The organism is Streptomyces sp. NPDC039465 (assembly GCF_055639315.1).
Map to the genome: position 1 here is coordinate 121038 of NZ_JBVKAP010000011.1, position 22667 is coordinate 143704.

Annotated in this window: 18 protein-coding genes; 6 read left to right on the plus strand and 12 right to left on the minus strand. The window is 71.9% G+C overall.

The window, feature by feature from the left end; all coding sequences use genetic code 11:
* Positions 1-47: 47 nt before the first annotated feature.
* Positions 48-2429 carry an LAETG motif-containing sortase-dependent surface protein gene (locus ACZ7LT_RS29615; protein ID WP_471239189.1) on the minus strand — a complete coding sequence of 794 codons (2382 nt, stop codon included), beginning with the start codon at positions 2427-2429 and terminating at the stop codon, positions 48-50.
* Positions 2430-2631: 202 nt separating this feature from the next.
* Between ACZ7LT_RS29615 and ACZ7LT_RS29620 the strand changes: the two genes are divergently transcribed.
* A complete protein-coding gene (locus tag ACZ7LT_RS29620) occupies positions 2632-3180 on the plus strand; it encodes a hypothetical protein (protein WP_471239190.1) in 549 nt (182 codons plus the stop codon).
* 33 nt (positions 3181-3213) lie between these two features.
* Here ACZ7LT_RS29620 and ACZ7LT_RS29625 read toward each other — a convergent pair whose 3' ends face one another.
* Positions 3214-4344 carry a hypothetical protein gene (locus ACZ7LT_RS29625; RefSeq protein WP_471239264.1) on the minus strand — a complete coding sequence of 377 codons (1131 nt, stop codon included), beginning with the start codon at positions 4342-4344 and terminating at the stop codon, positions 3214-3216.
* Positions 4345-4613: 269 nt separating this feature from the next.
* Between ACZ7LT_RS29625 and ACZ7LT_RS29630 the strand changes: the two genes are divergently transcribed.
* Positions 4614-6068 (plus strand): PP2C family protein-serine/threonine phosphatase, encoded by a 1455-nt coding sequence (locus tag ACZ7LT_RS29630; RefSeq protein WP_471239191.1) that lies wholly within the window; start codon positions 4614-4616, stop codon positions 6066-6068.
* A 142-nt stretch (positions 6069-6210) separates the two neighbouring features.
* On the opposite strand, the gene ACZ7LT_RS29635 is transcribed toward ACZ7LT_RS29630, so the two are convergent.
* Positions 6211-7692, minus strand: a complete 1482-nt coding sequence (locus ACZ7LT_RS29635; RefSeq protein WP_471239192.1) for a DNA-binding protein NsdB — start codon at positions 7690-7692, stop codon at positions 6211-6213.
* Positions 7693-7927: 235 nt separating this feature from the next.
* Between ACZ7LT_RS29635 and ACZ7LT_RS29640 the strand changes: the two genes are divergently transcribed.
* Positions 7928-9052 (plus strand): aminoglycoside phosphotransferase family protein, encoded by a 1125-nt coding sequence (locus ACZ7LT_RS29640; protein WP_471239193.1) that lies wholly within the window; start codon positions 7928-7930, stop codon positions 9050-9052.
* A 344-nt stretch (positions 9053-9396) separates the two neighbouring features.
* On the plus strand, positions 9397-11313 hold the full coding sequence (locus ACZ7LT_RS29645) for an N-acetylmuramoyl-L-alanine amidase (protein ID WP_471239265.1): 1917 nt from the start codon (positions 9397-9399) through the stop codon (positions 11311-11313).
* Positions 11314-11317: 4 nt separating this feature from the next.
* Here the strand turns inward: ACZ7LT_RS29645 and ACZ7LT_RS29650 are convergent, their stop codons facing one another.
* Positions 11318-12136, minus strand: a complete 819-nt coding sequence (locus ACZ7LT_RS29650; RefSeq protein WP_471239194.1) for an aminotransferase class IV family protein — start codon at positions 12134-12136, stop codon at positions 11318-11320.
* A 180-nt stretch (positions 12137-12316) separates the two neighbouring features.
* Here ACZ7LT_RS29650 and ACZ7LT_RS29655 point away from each other — a divergent pair, with 180 nt between their 5' ends.
* Positions 12317-14527 (plus strand): terpene synthase family protein, encoded by a 2211-nt coding sequence (locus ACZ7LT_RS29655; protein WP_471239195.1) that lies wholly within the window; start codon positions 12317-12319, stop codon positions 14525-14527.
* Between the two features lie 10 nt (positions 14528-14537).
* On the opposite strand, the gene ACZ7LT_RS29660 is transcribed toward ACZ7LT_RS29655, so the two are convergent.
* From ACZ7LT_RS29660 to ACZ7LT_RS29670, 3 genes are read right to left on the minus strand one after another with little or no spacing between them, the layout of a single operon-like run.
* Positions 14538-14939 carry an RNA-binding S4 domain-containing protein gene (locus tag ACZ7LT_RS29660; protein ID WP_471239196.1) on the minus strand — a complete coding sequence of 134 codons (402 nt, stop codon included), beginning with the start codon at positions 14937-14939 and terminating at the stop codon, positions 14538-14540.
* Positions 14940-14956: 17 nt separating this feature from the next.
* Positions 14957-15457 carry a hypothetical protein gene (locus ACZ7LT_RS29665; protein ID WP_471239197.1) on the minus strand — a complete coding sequence of 167 codons (501 nt, stop codon included), beginning with the start codon at positions 15455-15457 and terminating at the stop codon, positions 14957-14959.
* A gap of 42 nt (positions 15458-15499) precedes the next feature.
* Positions 15500-15901, minus strand: a complete 402-nt coding sequence (locus tag ACZ7LT_RS29670; RefSeq protein WP_471239198.1) for an ACT domain-containing protein — start codon at positions 15899-15901, stop codon at positions 15500-15502.
* Positions 15902-16016: 115 nt separating this feature from the next.
* On the opposite strand from ACZ7LT_RS29670, the gene ACZ7LT_RS29675 reads away from it, so the two are divergent.
* A complete protein-coding gene (locus ACZ7LT_RS29675; protein ID WP_471239199.1) occupies positions 16017-18239 on the plus strand; it encodes an alpha-N-acetylglucosaminidase in 2223 nt (740 codons plus the stop codon).
* A 21-nt stretch (positions 18240-18260) separates the two neighbouring features.
* Here ACZ7LT_RS29675 and ACZ7LT_RS29680 read toward each other — a convergent pair whose 3' ends face one another.
* From ACZ7LT_RS29680 to ACZ7LT_RS29700, 5 genes are all read right to left on the minus strand, one after another.
* Complete coding sequence (locus ACZ7LT_RS29680; protein ID WP_471239200.1) at positions 18261-18503, minus strand: DUF397 domain-containing protein; 243 nt, start codon at positions 18501-18503, stop codon at positions 18261-18263.
* A gap of 97 nt (positions 18504-18600) precedes the next feature.
* On the minus strand, positions 18601-19770 hold the full coding sequence (locus ACZ7LT_RS29685; RefSeq protein WP_471239201.1) for a thiolase domain-containing protein: 1170 nt from the start codon (positions 19768-19770) through the stop codon (positions 18601-18603).
* Positions 19760-20821, minus strand: a complete 1062-nt coding sequence (locus ACZ7LT_RS29690; RefSeq protein WP_471239202.1) for a thiolase domain-containing protein — start codon at positions 20819-20821, stop codon at positions 19760-19762. Before ACZ7LT_RS29690 ends, ACZ7LT_RS29685 begins: the two co-directional genes overlap by 11 nt.
* On the minus strand, positions 20821-21789 hold the full coding sequence (locus ACZ7LT_RS29695) for a Zn-ribbon domain-containing OB-fold protein (RefSeq protein ID WP_471239203.1): 969 nt from the start codon (positions 21787-21789) through the stop codon (positions 20821-20823). The genes ACZ7LT_RS29690 and ACZ7LT_RS29695 overlap by 1 nt, the downstream gene beginning before the upstream one ends.
* A gap of 76 nt (positions 21790-21865) precedes the next feature.
* Positions 21866-22666, minus strand: coding sequence for a crotonase/enoyl-CoA hydratase family protein (locus ACZ7LT_RS29700; RefSeq protein WP_471239204.1), 801 nt, complete (start codon positions 22664-22666; stop codon positions 21866-21868).
* Between the last annotated feature and the right edge of the window lies 1 nt (position 22667).

Below are 22667 nucleotides of genomic sequence, written 5' to 3' on the forward strand. Positions count from 1 at the left end.
GGGCCTCCCCGAACGGGAGACCCCCTCTTCCTGCGGTGCTGTTCCGGTCAGCCCATGGCGTTCCGGCGCCGCTTCCACCACACGAGGCCCGCACCGGCGGCCACCGCGGCGGCGGCGATGCCGGCAATCAGGCCGACGGGGGTGTCGCTGCCGGTGTGGGCGAGGTCGCCGTCCGGGTCGGGCTTGTTGCCGCCGGTCTCACCCGGGTCGGGGCGGTTGGTGACGGTCGGGTCGGGCGCGCCCGGGCCGGTCGGCGTCGGAGTGGGCTTGCCCGGGTCGGTGGGCGTCGGGGTGGGGGCGGGGGTGCCGCCGTTGTCACTGTCGCCCGCGCCGTTGCCCCCCAGGTAGGACGTGTCGCTCTCGCGGGCGGAGATCTCCGCGCGGACGGACGTCTTGGTGGTGGCGGGCAGGCGCGGGTGTTCGACCTGGAAACGTGTCTGGGTGATGTTCCGCTTGGGCGACTTGGAGAAGTCGACGCCGCCGACGCCCTGGTTGTAGACCTTGCCGCCGTAGCGGAGTTCGAACCACTCGACGCCTTCGCGGTAGGACTTCATGTACCGCTGCCAGGTCTCGGTCTTGGACCACTTCTCGTTGGGCGCGCGCAGCGTCCACCGGTCGACGACATTGCTGTTGATGATCTTGCGGAAGTCGGTCGGGGTCTTGGCGTCCTGCTGGCGGATCCACTCGGCGGCGACCCGGGACGCGTAGACGCGGCGCAGGTCGGCGTAGGTGGCGGTGGTGTTGACGCGCTTCTCGACCTCAGGGATGACGTTGGCCCGCAGCAGGGTCTCGCTGGCGCGCTTCTCGGGGTCGGTGAGCTTGCAGATACGGGCGCCGGGGTTCTCGTACTTGACGTCCATCCACTCGGTGGACACCTTCAGCGGCGCGTCGAGGATGTAGATGCCGCCGTCCTGCTCACGGACCTTGGCGGTCTGGGGCTCGATCCACATGCGGACCATGGGGAAGCAGGGCATCCCGTCACGGCGCGGTGCGGTGTCCCAGAACCGGCGGGCGCCGGCGTGCTTTTCGGGGTTGATCGCGTTGGCGAAGTCGTGCTTCATCGCCAGGTCGGCTTCGAGGAGGACCCGGCCGGCGTCGGTCTTCGCGAAGGCCGAGTCCATGATCCGGTCGGGCTGGTCGGGGTTGAGGTTGACCCAGAACTTGTCCGGCGTCAGTGCGAGCCAGGTGAACAGGGCGTCGGAGGCGAGCTGGAGCTTGGCCTGGCCGCCGTAGCCGGGGTTCTCGTCCTCGTCGGGCATGTAGTCGGCCTTGAAGGAGTAGTCCAGGCCCTTGCCCTTGACGGGGTTGCCGACGTACTGGAGCTGAAGGGTGGAGAAGTCGATGCCGCCGGGGCCGCGTCCGAGGCCGCTGCGGGTGTTGACCTGCTGGTACTGGCGCTGGAGCGCCTTGGCTTCCTTCGGGGTCTTGCCCGAGTCGAACGCGGCGTCGTTGAGGGGGCCTCGGGACCCCTTCGACGGGTCGGGGTTCATGACCGGGTAGGACTTGGAGTACTTCGTGGTCGGGAAGACACCCTTGCCGGTCGCGCGCCGCTCGTAGATACGGACCGGGTTGCCCGTGGTGTTCCGCTCGCCCTGGAGGGCCTTGTTCAGGGCGCCGTACTGGTTCGTCGTCCCCCGGGTGGCCTTCTCCCCGGCGTACATGACCAGCTTGTTCTTGGTGAAGTCGAACTTGGCGTCCTTGTGCCGCATGATGATCTTGTCGGCCTTGAGCTGGTTCGAGCGGTACTTGCCGTTGGACTTGAACTCGCCGAACTGGTTCAGCTTCTCGTTGTAGGAGTCGTACTTACGACGCGCCACGAGCTTGCCGTCCTTGTCGCGGATCTCGATGGTGACTTCACACAGCCAGTCCGGGCCGATCATCTTGAAGTCACGCACCGTCTTGCGCTCGAAGGCGCCACCCTTGTGGTTGTTGATCTCGTTGTTGATCAGGTAGCGCTTCATCCACTTCCCGAACGGCAGGTTCGGGTTCTGCGCGGTGTCCTTGAACCGGTTGTAGCGGGCGTAGATCCCATTCCGCATGTCGTCCGGGTCCTTCGACGCCGCGTACTTCTTGTCCCACGCGTCGATGTCGTCGTCCGTGCGGCCGACCTGCCCGAGCTGCTGCGGCGTCGGGGCGGGAAGGTTGTCGAACCCCTTGAAGAGGTTGTCGAAGAAGTACTGCTCGTCCAGCCCGGGGAAGACGTCGTGGTGACCGCTGCCCGGCGCGCCGGAGTTCGCGGGCGTCCGCGGGTACGTCTTGCCGAGGTGGAGCTGGTCGCAGCGCTTTCCAGTAGTGATCTTCGCGGTGTCGCCGGGCGCGGCCTGCGCCGGTGCGGCCGGGAGGCCGACCAGCATCATCCCGGCCGCGGAAGCGATCGCGAGGCACGAGGCCAGGCGCCGCTTCAGGCGCGTCGTTATCGGAGTGCTCACTGAGGTCCCTGATAGGGGGCTCGTGGGACAGGGAGGGCGGGCGGGGTGGGGCCCCCGTGACATGTCCCCGTCCGCCAGCGGCTCAGACTAGGGCCTCCCACGCTTGCTGATGCAACGGTTTACCGGCGGGACATCGCTCAACTACAAAACATCCACAGGTGGTTGAATGCCGCGCCGGACCGGTTCGCTACGGTGGGCCGCTATGACCGACCACGCGGAACACGGCACCGACCCGGCCCGGCACCCCGAGCTCCTGGCCTGGCTGACCGAACGACAGGCCGCCTTCCCCCGCTGGGCCGAGGACGCCGGCGGCCCGGAACGGTTCGACTTCAGCCCCTCCTCCCTCGACGTCCTCGACGACCTCCTGCGGGACACGTTCGACACCGACGCGGAGATCGCCGCACAGCGACGGGGCCCGTTCGTCCAGGGCGCCGTCTGGTACCTCGGCGAAGTCGTCTGCCGCGAGCGCGGGACGGTGTGGAAGTACGAGCCGGACACCACGGCGGACCAGGCGCCGGCCCCGCTCTTCGACCCGGCCGACCGGCCCGGCGTCCTCGACACCCCCTGCGTGAGCCTCCCCTCGGACGGCCCGGAGCGCGGCCTCTACCCGCTGAACGTGCTGCGCCGCATGCTGATGGAGAAGGACGCCCTCGGCAACCCGATCGACGAGCGCCTGGTCGACGCCCTCAATGACGACTACCTCGACGACGGCTTCGACGACGACTTCGAGGATGACGAGGACGACGCGTAGGACTCGGGCCGATCGGCTCGAGGGGCTGAGCCGTCAGCCCAGTCTGCGCCGGAGCGCCTCCAGCGCACCCGGCTGACGGCCGGGGACCCGCTCGCGCAGCGTGACGAGCGCGGGGGCCAGGGCGTGGGCGCGGGCCGGGTCGGTCAGGCGCTCCCACTGGTGGTGGGCGCGGTCGACGGCGCCCTCGACGTCCTGGTCGGCCGGGGAGCCGCCCGCGTCGAGCCGGGCCTGTGCGGCGGCGAGCCACAACTCACAGCTGCGGGCGGGGTCCTGGGCCAGTCGGGCGAGGTCGGCGCGTACCTCCATCCAGTGAATCGCCTGCGGGGAGCGGGGGCCGTGGACACGCAGGGCGTCCTGCTCCCAGGCGGCCGCGGCGGCCGCCGCCTCTCCGTGGCGCCCGGCCTGCGCGGCGGCGAGGATCGCCGGATGCGGGTCGGGCGCGAGTGCGGGCGGGGCCACGTGAGTGGCCGGTGGCGCCGCCATGGTGACCAGCGACGCGGGCGGCGCGTGCATCGGCGCCGTGCCGTCCGTCGCGAGCAGTACGGCTCCGTCCTCCGTCCCCGTACGCGCCGCGGCCTGCTCGTGCAGCAGGGGCAGTGGCGGACGGGCGCCACTGCGCCAGATCGACGCATACGCCTTCAGGTAGGCGGGGAGCACCACCGTGCGACGGGGTGGCGGCGGGGCCACGCGGCCGTACAGACTCGTGCCCTGACCCAGCGACAGGAGGGTGCCGTGGCCGGCCCATCGCTCCCATACCTCGGCGTCCGCGACCAGGTCGACGACGACACGCGTGGTGCCCGGTCTGCGGATCTTCAGCTCGCCCGCCAGCCAGTGCCAGGGCAGCGCGGTGTACCGCAGGGTCGCGGTGGCCGTGCGGGCCAGGGCGAGATGCGGCAGGCCCTGGCGGCGGTCGAGGTGGAGCTGTCCCGCGATGTAGACGGAGAGCGGGCCGGGCGCCGCGGCGGCGGCCCGCAGCCGGGTCAGGACGGTCTGGGGGTCGAGCGGGTCGGCCAGCTCGACCACGGTGGCCGCGCCGGTCCCGGTCAGGGCGCTGGGCGGTACGGCCGCGAGGGCAGGCAGGGCGGACGCCGCGTCGATGACGCGGCCCTTGCCCGCCGGAGCCGCGGCGAGCAGCAGCGCGGTCCCCGCGGTGTCCTCGCTCATGGGCCTTGCCGCGCCCCCGTTCCCGGCCTGGGCCGTATCGTCGATCACCGTGCCGACCACGTCGTTCATCACCACATGAGCACCGTAGCCCTCCGGCGGGCCGTCCATGGCCCGGTTCGGTGGCCGATAACCGTCGGGCCGTTGGCATATACCAGAAGCACCACCGTATCGAGTGTTGCCAAATCACTTACAGGCCGTCGCCGCCTGTGCAACAGTCGTAACTGGCCCACCCTTTCAGACATGGCCGCGCGCTTGCATCGGAGTACGACATGCCGTCCCATCTGTTCGCGGACCGTCCCGCCCAGCAGCCGCCCGAGCGCGGAACGGTGGACGCACTGATCTCGCAGACCCGGCGGCTGCGTGGCGACGTGGACGCGGTGCGCCGGGACGCCGTGACGGACGAGGACGACCCGCAGGGCCGCTGGCAGCGCGCCCTGTGCGAGCTGGCCATGCACCAGCTCGACGATCTCGGCGCCCACCTCGGCCAGTTGCGCGCCGGGGTCCCGGACGAGATGGCCGAGCCGATCATGGACGGGCCGTCCGGTCCGCTTGCCGGGCCCGTCTACGAAGAGATGTCGGCGCAGCGCACCGGTTCGCTGCTCAGCCGGGTCGGCAGCGCCGAGTGGAACCTCCTCACCGACGAGGTGAGCTGGTCCGAGGAGCTGTACCAAATCTTCGGGCGGCCGCGGGAGCGCGGTCCGATGACGCTCGACGAGATGCCGGCGATGGTTTTCGCCGAAGATCAGGGTCTACTTCAAGCCATGGTGACGGACTGCCTGATCGACGGGAAGCCGATCGACGGAGAGTTCCGGATCGTGCGCAGCGACGGCCGGGTGCGGACCGTGCACATGATGGGCGAGCCGGTGCTGGACTCCGATGGATGCACCGCGTCGATGTGGGCCGTTTTACGAGACGTCAGCGAGCTGCGCCGGAGCGAGCGGGCGGTCCGCGAGTCCAGCGACTCGCTCCAGCGCATGCAGCACATCGAGCAGACCGAGCGCAGGGTCGCGGTCGAGCTCCAGGAGGCCGTGCTGCCGCCCTGGCGCGGCTCGTTGCGGTTCGCGACCGGTGGTCCCGAACCGCTGGATCTGGCCGGGCACTACCTTCCCTCCGGCAGCTCCGGGCTGATCGGCGGGGACTGGTACGACGCGCTGGCGCTGCCCGGCGGAGACGCGCTGCTCACCGTCGGCGATCTGACCGGCCACGGGGTCATGGCGACCTCGTCCATGGCGATGCTACTGGGCGCGCTGCGCGGAATGGCCGTGGCGGGTATCGCCCCCGGCGCCCTGATGGGCCATCTCAACCAGCTGCTGGAAGCGTCCGCGCAGCCCGCGCTGGGTAGTGCGCTGTGCTGCCGGTACAACCCGGTGACCCAGACACTCAGCTGGGCACAGGCAGGACACCCCTCCCCGCTGCTGTTCCGCGGTGGGAAGGGGTGTGCGCTGAAGCGGCCCGAAGGGATGCTGCTCGGTGCCACGTACGGGGCCGTCTACGAACAGTGCGAGGTGCGGCTGCGCCCCGGTGACGTGCTGGTGCTGCACACGGACGGGCTGACACGCGGCACTGGTGGCGACGATTTCGGTACGGACCGCCTGCTGTCCCTCGCGCCGCGGTTCGCCGGGGCCCGCGACGCGCAGGAAGTCGTACGGTCGGTGGTCGAGGAGTTCGGTCAGGGACCGCGCGAGGACGACGCCTGCGTGCTGGTGGTCCGGGTGGGCGGCTAGGAGGAAGGTCCGGGCCCCGGGTGGTCGACGGGGCTCCTGGACGATCGGCCGGTGACGAGGGCGCGCTCGGCGCGCCCTCGTTCTTTCTGTGCGGGGGTTCTTTCCGTGCCGGGCGGGATCCGTGCGGGAGGGACGGGGTGGCTCAGGCCCCTGCCGTCCGGGACTGCTTGGGCAGGGCGAGCGCGATCTCCTCGCGGAGGTCCTCGATCTTCGCGTACCCGGCGTACTGCGCGGTGAGCCGGTACATCTCCCGCAGCCGGTCCCAGGTGCGGTGCGAGGAATTGTCCCCCATCGACACCAGGGCCAGCCGGGCGTAACGGTCGGCCTGTTCGGGGTCGTCGGCGATGAAGCACGCCGAGGCCAGGGAGATGTAGTCGAAGATCTTGGAGCGCTGGCGGCCGTTGATCCGCAGCTCCAGGGCCTGCTTGGCGTGGCGCTGGGCGGTGAGCGCGGCGGTGGGCTCATGGTCGGCCAGGGTGCGGTAGGCGAGGGCCTGCATGCCGTGCATGTCCGCCTCGTCGAACATCTGCATCCAACTGGGCGGTGGCACATCGCCCTTGTCCGAGACGAAGAGGTCCTCGGCCTCGCCGAGGGTGCGCCGCATGGCCTGGCCCCGGCCCATGGAGGCCTGCGCCCAGGCCTCGATGGTGTGCAGCATGGCCTGGGTCCGGGGCAGTACCTCGTCGCCCGAGCCCGACTTGGCGAGCTTCATCAGGTCCAGGGCGTCGTCGGGACGCCCGAGGTGGACCATCTGACGCGCGGCGCGGGACAGGGCCTCGCCGGCGCGTGGCCGGTCGCCGCCCTCGCGGGCCGCGTGGGCGGCGATGACGAAGTACTTCTGGGCGGTGGGTTCGAGGCCGACGTCGTGGGACATCCAGCCGGCGAGGACCGCCAGGTTGGCGGCGACGCCCCAGAGCCGGCGCTGGAGGTGTTCGGGGTGGCGGTAGGCGAGCATGCCGCCCACCTCGTTGAGCTGGCCCACCACGGCCTTGCGCTGAAGTCCTCCGCCGCGGGCCGCGTCCCAGGCGCGGAACACTTCGACGGAACGTTCCAGTGCCTCGATCTCCTGCGACCCGATGGGGGCGGCTTCGTAGCGGTCGAACCCAGCGGGGTCGGCGTGCAGGGGATCGGTGGCGCGGGGGGCGTCGGTTGCTGGTGCGGGGTTGGTGTGGAGCCAGTCGTGCATGGCGCTGCTGAGTGCGGAGCCTGCGGCGAGCGCGGCGCCCGCGCCCACCAGGCCGCGTCGGTTGAGCATGAGGTCCATTCCCGTGAATTCGGTGAGGACCGCCGCCGTACGCTCGGGTGCCCAGGGGAGCCCGTCAGGGTTGTCACCTTTCCTGACGTTCTGCCGCTTGCCGGCGCGCCCGTGTCGTACGAACCCGAGGTCCTCGATGGTCACGACACGGCCGAGTCGCTCGGTGAACAGGGCTGCCAGCACTCTGGGCACGGGATCGCGCGGGGTCTCCCCCATGTCGATCCACCGCCGCACCCGCGAGGTGTCGGTCGCCAGCTGGGGGTGGCCCATGGCCGCCGCCTGCCGGTTCACGAGCCGCGCGAGCTCTCCCTTGGACCAGCCGGTGAGGCCGAACAGGTCTGCCAGGCGGGTGTTGGAATCTCCGGTCACGTCAAGCCCCCAGGTTCTCGGCTGAGTTGACAGTAACCCCCTGTCATAGGGCTGGCGACTATTCGCCAGGGTTCGCCAGGGTGCGCCCGATGTTCCGCCACCCGCGCCTGGGTGTCAGGTAGGAAAGCGCCACCCCGCCCCGGAAACCGGCCCGCATTCCCCAGGGTGTCGACCGGGGAACGGGACGGGGCAGGCGTACGCAACTCGTCGGCACACGAAGGGATCTGTCTCGCCCATGTACACAGCATCGTCCTCCGTGTCCGCCCCGCCCCGGCCGCAGCGCACCGTCCCGGCCCAGGCCGGGAGCGGACCGTTCCTCGACCCCACGCACGCGGGTCGGGCCCGACGCTGGGCAGGGAACGTGACCCAGCCGCTGAGCGGGAGAATCGACTTGTCCGGCCCCCAGGGCGCGCAGCTGCGCAAGGCGATCGCCTCCGTGCACCGCATCTGCCCCGAGTTCCATCCGGTGCAGGTACTGCGCCGCAGCGGCCGGTCCGTGCTGATCGTGGGGACCACGGGACGGATGACTGCGGTCGCGAAGTGTTTACTGGATCACTCGCCGGTCTGGACCGAGCGGTTCCGGCACGAAATAGGGGCATACCGTGCGTTCGTCCGGCACCGTCCGCCTGTGCGGGCGCCGCGGCTCATCGCCGCGGATCCGGAGAACTGCACGCTGGTGATCGAGCGGATGCCGGGACGTCCGGCGGCGCTGACGCGGCACCCGATGGAGGCCCCGCCGCGGGCGGACGTACGGGCCGCGCTGGGGGCGATCGCCCGGCTCAACGCCTGGCGGCCGCCGGCCGGCACGTTCGACGCGCCGCTGGACTACGCGTCCCGCATCGCCCGCTACCACGAGCTCGGGCTCTTCACCGACCGGGACCGGGACGACCTGCAGAAGCTGCTGCACGGCCTGGCCCACGCGGGTGGCCGCCAGGGCATGGGCCAGTTCTGTCACGGCGACGCGCTGCTGTCGAACATCCTGCTGTCGCCGACGGGACCGGTGCTGGTCGACTGGGAGCACGCGGGCTGGTACCTGCCCGGGTACGACCTGGCGACCCTCTGGTCGGTTCTCGGTGACGCCCCGCTGGCGCGGCGGCAGATCAGTGGTCTGGCGCAGTCGGCGGGTCCGGCGTCGCGGGACGCGTTCCTGGTGAATCTGATGATGGTGCTGACCCGGGAGATCCGGACGTACGAGACGGCGGTGCAGCGCACGATCCGGGAGGCTCCGCCGGCCGGTTCGGTGCAGCTGCCGTCCGGTGCGGTCTCCCCCGGGGAGGAACAGCGGCTGCTGCTGAGGCGGCTGCATGATGACTGCGCGCTGGCACGGCGGGCCGTGCGCGCTGCGGTCGGGACGCGCTGAGGCGCGCCGACCGACGACGAGGGGGAAGTGCGCTGTGCGCCCGGTGCCGACACGCCGGGCGCGCAGCGCGCTGTCGTTTCCGGCCTCCTCGGGGTGGCGCTCGGGCGGCACAGGTCCACTCCACTGACGCGCCGCAGGCCCGTGCGCCGTCGCCGCGAAACTCCCCCGAACGGCTCTGATCTGGGAACTCTCCGGTGTCGTGGGGTCATTGACGGGCCGTCGGGAAGCGGCTACCCCTGTACGGGTCCGGCACTGTACGCCCCGTCGTCACCCCGGTCCCCCAGGAGGCTGCCTTGCCCCGTCTTCTCTTCCTCAGGCGCGCCCGCGGACGCGCCGGTGGAGCCTTGGGCGCCGTCGCGTCCGTGGCGCTGCTGCTGCCCCTGCTGTCGGCGGGTCCGTCCGCCACCGCCGATCAGCCGGCGACCGGATCGCTCCAGGCCGAGTTCGCGGCGGCCGCCGAGCGGTACGACGTACCCCCGGGTGTGCTGCTCGCCGTGGCGTACCTGCAGTCCCGGTGGGACGGGCACGGCGGCGCGCCGAGTGTGAGCGGTGGGTACGGTCCGATGCATCTGACGGATGCCCGAACCGCGCTGGCGCGGGCCCCGCACCACTCGCATGGAGCGGAGGACGCCCGCGGTGACGACGCGCGCGGGCCGAAGTACGGTACGGAGGCCCGGCTGCCGGAGGTGTCGGAGCTGCCGCCGCGGCTGCGGACCCTGGAGCGGGCGGCGGCGGTCTCTGGGATCGCGGCCGAGGAGCTGCGGACGAGCCGTGCGGCGAACATCCGGGGCGGCGCGGCGCTGCTGGCCGCCGCGCAGCGGGAGCTGGGCCGGCCGGCGAGCGCCGATCCGGCGGCGTGGTTCGGTGCGGTGGCGCGGTACTCGGGCGCCGATGACACGGCGACCGCGACGGCCTACGCGAACGACGTCTTCGACGTGATCCGTACGGGTCAGCGGCGGGTCACGGACAGCGGGCAGGTGGTGTCGCTGCCGCCGGACGCGGATGTGGTCGCCGACCCCGGTCAGGTCGCGGCGCTGGGGCTGCGGACGGCCGACCGGGGACTGTCGGAGTGCCCGGTGTCGGTGCCGTGCGAGTGGATCCCGGCGCCGTACGAGGAGTTCGGCGACGGTGACTACGGCAACCACGACAAGGCGAACCGGCCGGTGTCCCAGTCGATCAGGTACATCGTGGTGCACGACACCGAGGCGAGCTGGGAGATGACCCTGAAGCTCGTGCAGGACCCGCGGTACGTGTCCTGGCAGTACTCGCTGCGCTCCTCCGACGGGCACGTCGCCCAGCATCTGCCGCTGAAGGACGTGGGCTGGCACGCCGGGAACTGGTTCGTGAACGCCAAGTCGGTGGGGCTGGAGCACGAGGGGTTCCTGGTGTCTCCGGACGCGTGGTACACGGAGGCGATGTACCGGGCCTCGGCGCGTCTGGTGCGGTATCTGGCCAAGCGGTACGACATCCCGCTGGACCGGCAGCACATCCTGGGGCACGACAACGTGCCGGGGACGGTCCCGGCGACGATCCGGGGCATGCACACCGACCCGGGGCCGTTCTGGGACTGGGACCACTACTTCACGCTGCTGGGCCGGCCGTTCACGCCGACCGCCGGGCCGCACAGCGCCGTGGTGACGATCCGCCCCGACTACGTCCGGCACCGGCCGGTGTACACGAGCTGTCTGAAGCCCGGTGACACCTGCGCTCCGCACGGCAGCGGCGCGGTGCGGCTGCACAGCGCTCCGGACGCGGACAGCCCGCTGGTGAAGGACATCGGGCTGAGCCCGGGCGGGAGCCCCGCGACGACCGGGGTCAACGACACGGGTGCCCGGGCCTCGACGGGCCAGCAGTACGCGGTGGCCGAGCGTCGCGGGGACTGGACGGCGATCTGGTACCTGGGGCAGAAGGCGTGGTTCCACAATCCGCGCTCGGCGCCGACGGCGGTGGGCGCGCGGGGCTGGGTGCTGACCCCGAAGGAGGGCCCGGCCGGGGTTCCGGTGTACGGGCGGGCCTATCCGGAGGCGGCCGCGTATCCGTCGGGGGTGCCGGTGCAGTCGGTGGTTCCGCTGCCGTACACGCTGGCGGCAGGCCAGTCCTATGTGGTGGGTGACCGTACACCCGGCGAGTATTTCTACGCGCCGGTGTACGACACGACCGGTCACACCGTGGTGCGCGGCAAGGAGCTGTACTACGAGATCCAGTTCGGCCATCGGGTCGCCTTCGTGAAGGCGTCGGACGTGCGGGTCTCCCGCGTCTGACCGCTCAGGGGGCGGTGAGGGGTTCGGCCTGGTAGGCGCGGTGGAGGAGGTCGAGGAAGTCCGGGACTTCGGGCAGGGCGGCGGTGCCGATGCGGTGCACCGCCACTCCCGGTGTCCAGGAGTTCATGACCGCGGCTCCGGCGAGCGTCGGCAGGTCGGCGGGTGTGACCTCCTGGACGCGCTGGGGGACGCCGAGCCTGTCGAGCTGCCGGCGGACGATGCCCATCGTGGTGCCTTCCAGTATGTCGGCCAGCGGCCAGAGGACCGCCGAGCCGTCCCAGAAAGCGAGGTTCCAGATCGTCGCCTCGCTGAGGCGGCCCTGGCGGTCGACGAAGGCCGCGTCGTCGAAGCCCTGGGCGACGGCGTCACGGAGGAAGTAGGTCTTGGCCACCTCCCCGACGTGCTTCACGGCCGGCAGGACCCGTTCGTATCCGACGGTGGCCAGCGTCAGCGGTCCTTGGGGTCCTGTCGCGGGCGGTCCGGTACGGACGAGCAGCTCGGGCTCCACCTCGGGGCTTGCGACGGTGAATTCGCCCGCCGGTGAGTAGACCGTGGCCGTCAGCGAGAGGTCTTCGGGGCCGTCCTGGAGGGCCTGTCGCAGGTGGGTGAGGACCAGTTCGTCGGGGAGTGCCCGGCCGAAGAGTTCGATCGAGGCGCGGCGCAGCCGCTGAAGGTGGAGGTCGAGGCCGCGGACCCGGCCGTCGCGGATCTGCATCGCGGTGAAGTGGGCGTAGCCGGCGAAGGCGAGCGGGGCGAGGTCGTCGGCAGTAGCGGGGTGGCCGTTGCGGTGGACGAGAGAGGAGGTCGGGGAATGTGCGCTCATGGGAGGGGACGCTAAGGCTTCATACCGGTGTGAAGGTCAAGCGCGCTCTGGCGCAGTCCGGGGCCCGCGAGCCGGAGCGTGGAGTTCATATGACTAATCCGGAGAGCGGAGTGGAGCGCCCGGGGCAGGGGTAGGGCACGGCCCGGAAGTGACGATCGCTCACCGGAAGGCCTCGCACGCATGGCACAGCCCTTCGTACTGCCGGATTTCTATGTCCCGTATCCGGCACGGCTCAACCCCCATGTGAAGGAGGCCCGGGCGCACACCAAGGAGTGGGCGCGCCGCATGGGGATGCTCGAAGGCTCGGGCATCTGGGAGGAGCACGACCTCGACTCCCATGACTACGCCCTGCTGTGCTCCTACACCCACCCCGACTGCGACGCCGAGGCCCTGTCGCTGGTCACCGACTGGTACGTCTGGGTCTTCTTCTTCGACGACCACTTCCTCGACGTCTTCAAACGGACCCAGGACCGGGCGGGCGGCAAGGCCTATCTGGACCGGCTGCCGCTGTTCATGCCGCTGGACCCCGCCACCCCGATGCCGGAGCCGACCAATCCGGTGGAGGCCGGGCTCGCGGATCTGTGGATGCGTACGGTCCCGTCGATGTCCCCCGGCTGGCGGTCCCGGTTCGCGCTGGCGACGGAGAACCTCCTCAACGAGTCGATGTGGGAGCTGTCCAACATCAACGAGGGCCGGATCGCCAATCCGGTGGAGTACATCGAGATGCGCCGCAAGGTCGGCGGCGCCCCCTGGTCGGCCGGTCTGATCGAGTACGCGGCGGGCGCGGAGATCCCCGCGCAGGTGGCCGGGGCCCGGCCGCTGCGCGTGCTCACCGACGCCTTCGCCGACGCGGTGCACCTGCGCAACGACCTCTTCTCGTACCAGCGGGAGGTCGAGGACGAGGGCGAGAACAGCAACGGCGTCCTCGTGCTGGAGAAGTTCCTCGACTGCACCACGCAGCAGGCCGCCGAGGCCGTCAACGACCTGCTCACCTCCCGGCTCCAGCAGTTCGAGAACACCGCGCTGACCGAGGTTCCCGCGCTGTGCGTGGAGAAGGGGCTCAGCCCCGAGGAGTGCGCGGCGGTCGCCCTCTACACCAAGGGGCTCCAGGACTGGCAGTCCGGCGGCCACGAGTGGCATCTGCGCTCCAGCCGCTACATGAACGAGGGTGCGCTGACGGGCAGTTCGTGGACCGGCGGGGTGCTCGGCACGTCGGCCCTGGACATCCGGACCCTGTTCGGCCGTCCGGCCGCCGCGCGGCTGCGCAGCTTCACGCATGTGCCGCACCAGCGCGTGGGGCCGTCGCTGCTGCCCGACTTCGACATGCCCTTCGAGCTGTCGCTCAGCCCGCACCACCAGGAGGCCCTTGCCCGGTCGGTGGAGTGGGCGCGCCGGATGGGGATGCTGGAGGACCTGTGGGACGAGGAGATGCTGGTCGGCTTCGACTTCGCGCTCTGCTCGGCGGGTCTTGACCCGGACGCGACGCTGGAGGAGCTGGAGCTCAGCGCGGAGTGGCTGACCTGGGGCACGTACGGCGACGACTACTACCCGCAGGTCTTCGGGCGGACCCGCAATCTCGTGGGCGCGAAGGACGCCACCGAGCGGCTGAAGGCGTGCATGTCCGTGGAGGACCCCGGCGCGGGCGCCGCACTGGCCGTGGGCCCCCTGGAGCGGTCGCTCGCCGACCTGTGGGCCCGTACGACCGAGCCCATGGACGCGGCCGCGCGGGCCGAACTGCGCTGCGCGATGGACACGATGCTGGACAGCTGGATGTGGGAGCTGCACAACCAGGCGCAGCACCGGATCCCGGACCCGGTGGACTATCTGGAGATGCGCCGGCACACCTTCGGCTCCGAGCTGACGATGCTGCTGTGCCGGCTGCGGCACACGAATGAGCTGGGGCCGGAGATCTACCGCAGCGGTACGGTGCGCAGTCTGGAGAGCTCGGCGGCCGACTACGGGATGCTCATCAACGACCTCTTCTCGTACCAGAAGGAGATCGAGGTCGAGGGTGAGGTGCACAACGGCGTGCTGGTGGTGCAGAAGTTCTTCGACTGCGACTACCCGACCGGTATGGCGATCATCGACGATCTGATGAAGGGCCGCATGCGCCAGTTCCTCCACGTGAAGCAGCATGAACTGCCGCTGCTGTACGAGGACTTCGAGGTGAGCGAGGCCGGGCGGGCCGCGCTGGAGTCCTACGTACGGGAGCTGGAGGACTGGATGGTGGGCATCCTCAACTGGCACCGCGGGATCCGCCGGTACGGCGCGCAGGACGTGCACCGCGGCAGCGGTACGCCGCTGGCGCGGAGGCTCGCGCAGGGCCTGCCGTCCGGGCCGACGGGGCTGGGAACGTCGGCGGCCCGGGTGCCGGCGCTGCTCGCGCCGTAGCGGCGGGCGGTCAGCGGCCTTCGCGGGCGCCGCGGAGCTGGTCCAGCTCGCGGCGCTCGCGCTTGGTCGGACGGCCCGCGCCCCGGTCGCGGACACCGGCCAGGGCGACATGCTCGCGCGGCGGCGGGGGCGGGCTGTTGTCGACGTAGGCCTCGGCGGCGACCGGCGGTCCGACCCGCTTGGTCAGCACCCGCCGTACCTCGACGATCCGCTCCCGCCCGGCGTGGAAGAGCCGGACCTCGTCGCCGGCCTTCACGGGCTGGGCGGGCTTGGCGCGCTCCCCGTTGACGCGGACGTGCCCGGCCCGGCAGGCCGTGGCGGCCTGGGAGCGGGTCTTGGTGAGGCGTACCGCCCAGATCCAGCTGTCGACCCGTGCGGTCCCGCCGGTCGCGTTGCCCTCGTCGGAAGCCATGGTGCGACTCTACAAGTTCAGCCCTGCTGGAACAGCTCTGCGGGCAGCGGCTTGAGCAGCGCGTACAGGTCGTCCGTGATGGGCCGGTCCCAACTGGCGATGGTCACGAGGACGTTGTCGCTGCGGTCGAACTGGACGCAGGAGATACGGCTCTCGGAGAGCTTGAGGCGGCGCACGATCAGGAGGTTGTCGCCCTGCATGACGGGGACGTCCTCGGTGCCGACGACCTCGACCGGCTCGTCGTTCTCCAGGGCCGCGAGGAGCTGGGCCACCTCGAAGGGGATCTGGCCCTCGGCGAGCTCGCGGGCGGGCGATCCCTCGGGCAGATTGCCGATGATCATCGCGGGGCCGCGGCCGCCGAAGAGGTCGTAGCGCAGGAAGACGCCCTGGCAGCTGCCGTCGGGCGCGGGCAGCAGGCCGGCGCCGAGATTTCCGGGCCAGTCCCCCGGGTCCATGGCCAGGACGTCGAAGTCCGGGCCCGCGGGTGTGGCGGCGCTGCGGCGGCGGAGGAAGGACATGCCGCCATGGTACGTGTCCGGGCGCGTCCCGCGTCGCCGGGCTTAGGCCGCCCGCTCGGCCAGCTCACGCAGCACGGTCAGGGCGTCACCCGCACGGCCCTGGTCCACGAAGAGATGGTCGTGGTGGAAGCCCGCGACGACGTTGCAGCTGATCCCGGCGTCGGCGAGCGCGGTCGCGACGGCGGCGGTGAGGCCGACGGCGTCGAGCGCCGAGTGGACACGGAGCGTGATCCAGGCCGCCACGTAGTCGTACGGCAGGGAGGCGGCGTCGGCCTCTGCCTGGCGGACGACGAGGGTGAGGGCCTCGGTCTCGGCGACGGTGACGACGGGGTTGACGCCGGGGGGTACGGCGGGGCCCGGGACGGTGGTGAAGACGTAGGGCCCGGGGTTGAGCCGGGGCCGCATGCCGGTCAGGAGCCTGGTCAGATCATGTTCACCGCTCATGATCACCACGATAGGCGGGTGACGGTGCCGGTGGGTCGTCCGGGCCCGGGGCCCTCGGGCCGGGATCATGAGCACGCTCCGTGGCCCGTTGCCCGCGGAGCGGAGGAGGTACCCGTTGAGCATCCTCGGTTCCCGGGCCGTCCGCGCGGCCACCGTCCTCGCCGCCTGCGCGCTCGTCGGCTGCGCCACCGCCGTGACGGCCCCCGTCTCCCAGGCGGGTCCCCCGCCGGGCACCCGGCCCGGTTTCTCGGCCGATCCGGCCCGCGCGGCACTCGTACGGCTGCTGCCGCGCCATGCCCGTCAGTTCGCGCTGGAGCCGGTGGCCCGCCCGGCCTCCGGAGACTACTTCGCCGTGTCGGGCCGGGCCGGGGCCGTACGGGTCCGGGGCACCAGCCCGGCCGTGCTGCTGACCGGCGTGAACTGGTACCTCAAACACACCGCGAAGGTCGACATCGGCTGGCCCGGCACGAGCACCGAACGGCTCCCCGCGACGCTCCCCGCCCCGCGCGCCGAGCGCAGGGCCGCGGCGGTGCCGCACCGCTTCGCCCTCAACGACACCGACGACGGCTACTCCGGCGCGTACCGCGGCTGGGCGGCGTACGAGCGGCAGATCGACCTGCTCGCGCTGCACGGCGTCAACGAGGTGTTCGTGCAGATGGGAGCGGACGCGGTGTACGCGCGGGCGCTACGCGAGTTCGGATACTCCGGGCAGGAGCTGCGTGCCTGGATTCCGGGGCCGGCGCACCAGCCGTGGTGGCTGATGCAGAACCTGTCGTCGTTCGGCGGCCCGGTCTCCGAGCGGCTCCTCGACGACCGGGCCAGGCTCGGGCGGCGGATCGCCGACCGGCTGCGGCAGCTGGGGATGACGCCGGTCCTGCCGGGGTACTTCGGGACGGTCCCGCCGGGGTTCGCCGAGCGCCGGCCGGGCGGGCGCACCGTGCCGCAGGGCACCTGGGCCGCCTTCGCCCGGCCGGACTGGCTGGACCCGCGCGGCCCCCTCTTCGGCCAGGTCGCCGAGGCGTTCTACCGCCACCAGAAGCGGATCTTCGGCACGTCGACGCTGTACAAGATGGATCTGCTGCACGAAGGCGGCAGCGCGGGCGACGTCCCGGTCGGGGCCGCGGCCGCCGCGGTCATGAAGGCGCTGCAGACCGCGCGGCCCGGCGCCGTGTGGGTGCTCCTGGGCTGGCAGAAGAACCCGTCCGTCGAGGTGATCGACGCGGTGGACAAGAGCCGGCTACTGATCGTGGACGGCTACTCCGACCGTCGGGACGGGCTCGACCGGGAGACGTCGTGGCACGGCGCCCCGTACGCGTTCGGCACGATCCCGAACTTCGGCGGGCACACGACCCTGGGCGCCAACACCGCCGTGTGGACGGAGCGGTTCGAGCGGTGGCGGACCAAGCCGGACAGCGCGCTGCGCGGAATCGCGTATCTACCGGAGGCCACCGGCGGCAACCCGGCCGCGTACGAACTGTTCACCGAACTGGCCTGGCGGACCGGACCGTTCGACCAGGCAGGCTGGTTCGCGTCGTACGCCGCGCGCCGCTACGGCGCGGCCGATCCGCACGCGGTCGCGGCGTGGGAGCTGCTGCGGCGCGGCCCGTACAGCACCCCGGCCGGGAAGTGGAGCGAGCCGCAGGACAGCCTCTTCACCGCCCGGCCGAGTCTGACGGCGGGCCAGGCGGCCCGCTGGAGCCCCGGGGAGATGCGCTACGACGCCACGACCGTGACGCGGGCGCTGAGCGAGCTGCTGAAGGTCGCGCCCGCGCTGCGGGGCACCGACGCCTACCGGTTCGATCTGGTGGACGTGGCCCGGCAGGCCCTGGCCAACCGCAGCCGGGCGCTGCTGCCGCTGATCAAGGGCGCGTACGAGGCAAAGGACCTGGCAGGGTTCCGGAAGCTGACGGACCGGTGGCTGGGGCATCTGACGCTGCTGGACGAGCTGCTCGCCGCCGACGAGCGGTTCCTGCTCGGGCCGTGGCTCGAGGCGGCGAGGGCATGGGGCACCACCGACGAGGAGCGGGCCCGGTGGGAGTTCGACGCCCGGTCGATCCTCACCACCTGGGGGCCGCGCGCGGGCAGCGAGCTGGGCCATCTGCACGACTACGCGAACCGGGAGTGGGCGGGGCTCGTCTCGGGCTTCTACGCGCCGCGCTGGTCGGCGTATTTCGACAGCCTGGAGACGGCGCTGGTGACGGGCCGGGCCCCGGTGGCGATCGACTGGTTCGCCATGGAGAACGCCTGGAACCTGAAGCGGGACGCCTATCCCGTACGGGCCGAGGGCGATCCGTACGTACAGGCGTCCCGGGTCCGCGACGTGCTGGCGGCGGGCTGACGCTGTGTCAGAGCGACGGTGTCAGGTCAGGTCGAATTCTCCGTCACGCGCGTTGAGGACGAAGGCCCGCCACTCGGCGGGGCTGAAGATCAGCGACGGGACCTCGGGCCGGCCCGCGTTGCGCATCGCGACGAAGCCCTCGACGAAGGCGATCTGGACGTCCCCCGCGCCCTGGCTGCCCGATTGCCAGTCGGCGTTGCTGAGGTCGAGTTCCGGCTTCTCCCAGCCCGCGAAGGTGTGCTGGGTGGTGGTGCTCTCCGCCACGTCCGTGCTCCTCCCGCATCGTCGCCTTGGGGGGCCAGCCTAGCGATCAGCACGGGCGCCGCACAGGCCGCGGACCGAGGTCCGCGGCCGGTGCGCGTCAGGTGGTGGGCGGCTCGGCGCCGACCAGCCACATCGAGAAGAACTGGGCACCGCCGCCGTAGGCGTGGCCCAGGGCCCGGCGGGCCCCCTCGACCTGGTGCTCGCCGGCCTGTCCGCGGACCTGGAGGGCGGCCTCGGCGAACCGGATCATGCCGGAGGCGCCGATGGGGTTGGTGGACAGGACCCCGCCGGAGGGGTTGACGGGCAGGTCGCCGTCGAGTTCGGTGACGCCCGACTCGGTGAGCTTCCAGCCCTCGCCCTCGTCGGCGAAACCGAGGTTCTCCAGCCACATCGGCTCGTACCAGGAGAAGGGGACGTACATCTCGACGGCGTCGATCTCCCGGCGCGGGTCGGTGATGCCCGCCTGGCGGTAGACGTCGGCGGCGCAGTCCTTGCCGGCCTGCGGGGAGACGAAGTCCTTGCCGGCGAAGAGGGTGGGCTCGCTGCGCATGGCGCCGCCGTGCAGCCAGGCGGGAGGGTGCGGGGCGCGGGCCGCTCCGGCGCGGTCGGTGAGGACCATGGCGCAGGCCCCGTCGGAGGACGGGCAGGTCTCCGAGTAGCGGATCGGGTCCCACAGCATCGGGGAGGCCTGCACCTTGGCGAGGGTGATGTCGTGTTCGTGGAGGTGGGCGTAGGGGTTCCTCAGGGCGTTGCGGCGGTCCTTGTACGCGACGAGGGAGCCGACGGTGTCGGGGGCGCCGGTGCGCCGCATGTAGGCGCGTACGTGCGGGGCGAAGAAGCCGCCCGCTCCGGCGAGCAGCGGCTGCTGGAACGGGATGGGCAGGGACAGGCCCCACATGGCGTTGGACTCGGACTGCTTCTCGAAGGCGAGGGTGAGGACGGTGCCGTGGACGCGGGCGGCGACGAGCTGGGCGGCGACGAGGGCGGTGGAGCCGCCGACGGATCCGGCGGTGTGGACGCGGAGCATCGGTTTGCCGACGGCGCCGAGCGCGTCGGCGAGGTAGAGCTCCGGCATCATCACGCCCTCGAAGAAGTCGGGGGCCTTGCCGATGACGACGGCGTCGATGTCCGCCCAGGTGAGGGCGGCGTCGTCGAGGGCGCGCCGGGCGGCTTCGCGGACGAGTCCGGCGAGGGAGACGTCCCGGCGGGCGGCGACGTGTTTGGTCTGGCCGATGCCGACGACGGCCACGGGCTCCTTACCGGACATGCGACTCCCCTTCGAGTACGGCGACCAGGTTCTGCTGGAGGCAGGGGCCGGAGGTGGCGTGGGCGAGGGCGCGGTCGCTGTCGCCGCGGTGGATGCGGGCGGCGGCCTCGCCGAGGCGGATCAGTCCGGCGGCCATGACGGGGTTGGCCGCGAGCGCTCCGCCGGACGGGTTGACCCTCACGCTCTCGTCGAGGTCGAGGGCTTTGCGCAGGACCACTTCCTGGGAGGTGAAGGGGGCGTGGAGTTCGGCGGTGTCGACGGGCCGGTCGAAGGCGCCCGCCCGGCGGGCGGCGAGCCGGGTGGAGGGTGAGTCGGTGAGGTCACGAACGCCGAGTGCGTGGGCTTCGACGCGGTGGTCCATGCCGCGGATCCAGGCGGGGCGTTCGCACAGCTCACGGGCCTTGTCGCCGGCGGCGAGGACGACGGCGGCGGCGCCGTCGCCGATGGGCGGGCAGTCGCCGGTGCGCAGGGGGGCGACGACGTGGTCGCCGTGTGGCCGGGCGCCGGGGAGCTGGGCGTGCGGGTTGGTGGTGGCGGCGTCCCGGCTGCGGGCTGCGATCGCGGCGAGTTCGCCTTCGGTGGTGTCGCCCGCGTCGATCAGGGCCTGGGCCTGGAGGGCGGCGAGGGCGACCGAGTCGGGCCACAGCGGCGCGAGGTAGTAGGGGTCGAGCTGGCGGGAGAGGACGTCGCGCACGGAGCCGGGTGAGGACTTGCCGTAGGAGTAGACGAGCGCGGTGTCGCATTCGCCGGTGAGCAGCTTCACCCAGGCCTCGTAGAGCGCCCAGGCGCCGTCGGTCTCGACGTGGGACTCGGAGATCGGGGGCCAGGCTCCGACGCCGTCGAGGGCCATGGTGAAGGAGAAGGCGCGGCCGGCGAGGTAGTCGCTCGATCCCGAGCAGGTGAACCCGATGTCGGCGGTCTTGAGTCCGGTCCGCCCGAGCACCTCGTGCAGGACGGGCATGACCATCTCGACCTCGGAGAGCTCGTCGGTGCGCCGCCGGTGGTCGCCTTGGGCGAAGGCGACGATCGCGACGTCCCGGGAAGGTGCCATCAGAGCAGCTCCTTGTACGTGTCGTAGTCGGCGTCGGGTTCGCCGGTGGGCCGGTAGTGGTCGGGGTGGCGGGCGCCGTCGGTCCAGACGGGTTCGACGCGCAGGCCCATGCGGACCTGGTCGTAGGGGATGCCGCCGATCCGGCCGTGCAGGGCGAGGTCGGCGCCGTCGAGCGCGATGTGCGCGTAGACGTACGGCACCTCGATGTCGAGATTCGCCGTATGCGCAGCTTTGATGTTGACGATGCAGAAGGTGGTGACGGTGCCGCGGGGGCCGACCTCGACCTGGTCGGTGGTGGCGACGCCGCAGGTGGGGCAGGCGCCGCGGGGCGGGACGTAGACCTTGTGGCAGGAGGGGCAGCGCTCGCCGACGATCCGGCGGTCGGTGAGGGCAGTGAGGTGGTCGCTCTGGGCGCGGCCCGGGGTGTACGTGTAGTCGAGGCGGGCCGGGGCGGCGATGCCGGTGACGGGGTTGTCGAACCGGCCGTCGTGGGCGGCGGGTTCGGCGTCCGGGGCGCTGTCGTGGGGCTCGAAGCAGGCGATGTCGGTGATGGCGCCGGTGCGTTCGGCGGCCCAGCGGACGCGGACCCGCAGGCCGGTGCGGACGGCGTCGGGGCCGGGGGCGTCGAGGGCGTGCAGCAAGGCGGTGTCGGCGCCGTCGAGGCGGACCAGGACCCAGGCGAAGGGGGTGGCCAGGGGCTGGCCGCGGCGGGGTTCGGGGTTCCAGGCCCAGGTGGTGACGGTGCCGGTCTCGGCGACCTGGACGAGGTCGCGGAGTTCGTCGGCGGTCTCGGGGTCGTATTCGACGGGGGGTACGAGGATCTTCCCGGCGGTGGTGCGCACGCCGAGGACGGTGCGTTCGCGCAGTCCGGTGAGGAAGGCGGACTGGACGGGGCCCAGGGAGCGGGTGAAGGGGAACTCGAGGACGAGGGGGGCGCGGAGTGCCTGCGGCGCGGGGGCGGGTGACATGGGCGGGCTCCTTGTCGGTGGGGCTGCTGCGTGGGGCGGAGCCCCAGTTCGGGAGGGGGGCGGGGTGGGGGGGACGTCACTCCCTCCGGTACACCGGCGTGCGCTTCTCCGCGAATGCGCGCGCGCCCTCCTTCGCGTCCGCCGTGTCGAAGATCGGCCAGCCGCGTTTGAGCTCCGCCGCCAGGCCTTCCGTCTCCGTCAGCTCCGCCGTCTCGTACACCGACGCCTTCACGGCTTCCACGGCGAGCGGGCCGCAGGCGTTGATGCGTTCCGCGATCTCCAGGGCATTGGTGAGCGCCGTGCCGTCCGGGACGACGTGGCCGACGAGTCCGATCCGGGCGGCTTCCTCGGCGTCGTAGGGGCGGCCGGTGAGGAGCATCTCCAGGGCGTGGGTGCGCGGGATCTGGCGCGGGAGGCGTACGGTCGAGCCGCCGATGGGGAACAGGCCGCGGGCGACCTCGAAGAGTCCGAAGGTGGCGCCTGCGGCGGCGACCCGGATGTCGGTGCCCTGGAGGATCTCCGTGCCGCCCGCGACGCAGTGGCCCTCGACGGCGGCGATGACGGGTTTGCGGGGCCGGTGGTGGCGGAGCATCGCCTTCCAGTGCAGGTCCGGGTCGGCCCGCATCCTCTCGCGGTACCGCTCGCCCTCCATGCCCTTGCCGGCGAGTGCCTTGAGGTCCATGCCGGCGCAGAACGTGCCGCCCGCGCCGGTGAGCACGATCGAGCGCACGGTGTCGTCGGCGTCGGCCTCCAGCCACCCGTCGTGCAGGCCCACCAGCATCGGCAGCGAGAGCGCGTTCTTCGCCTCGGGCCGGTTGAGCGTGAGTATCAGTGTGGCGCCTTCGCGCCGCACGGTGAGGTGTTCGGTACCACCCATG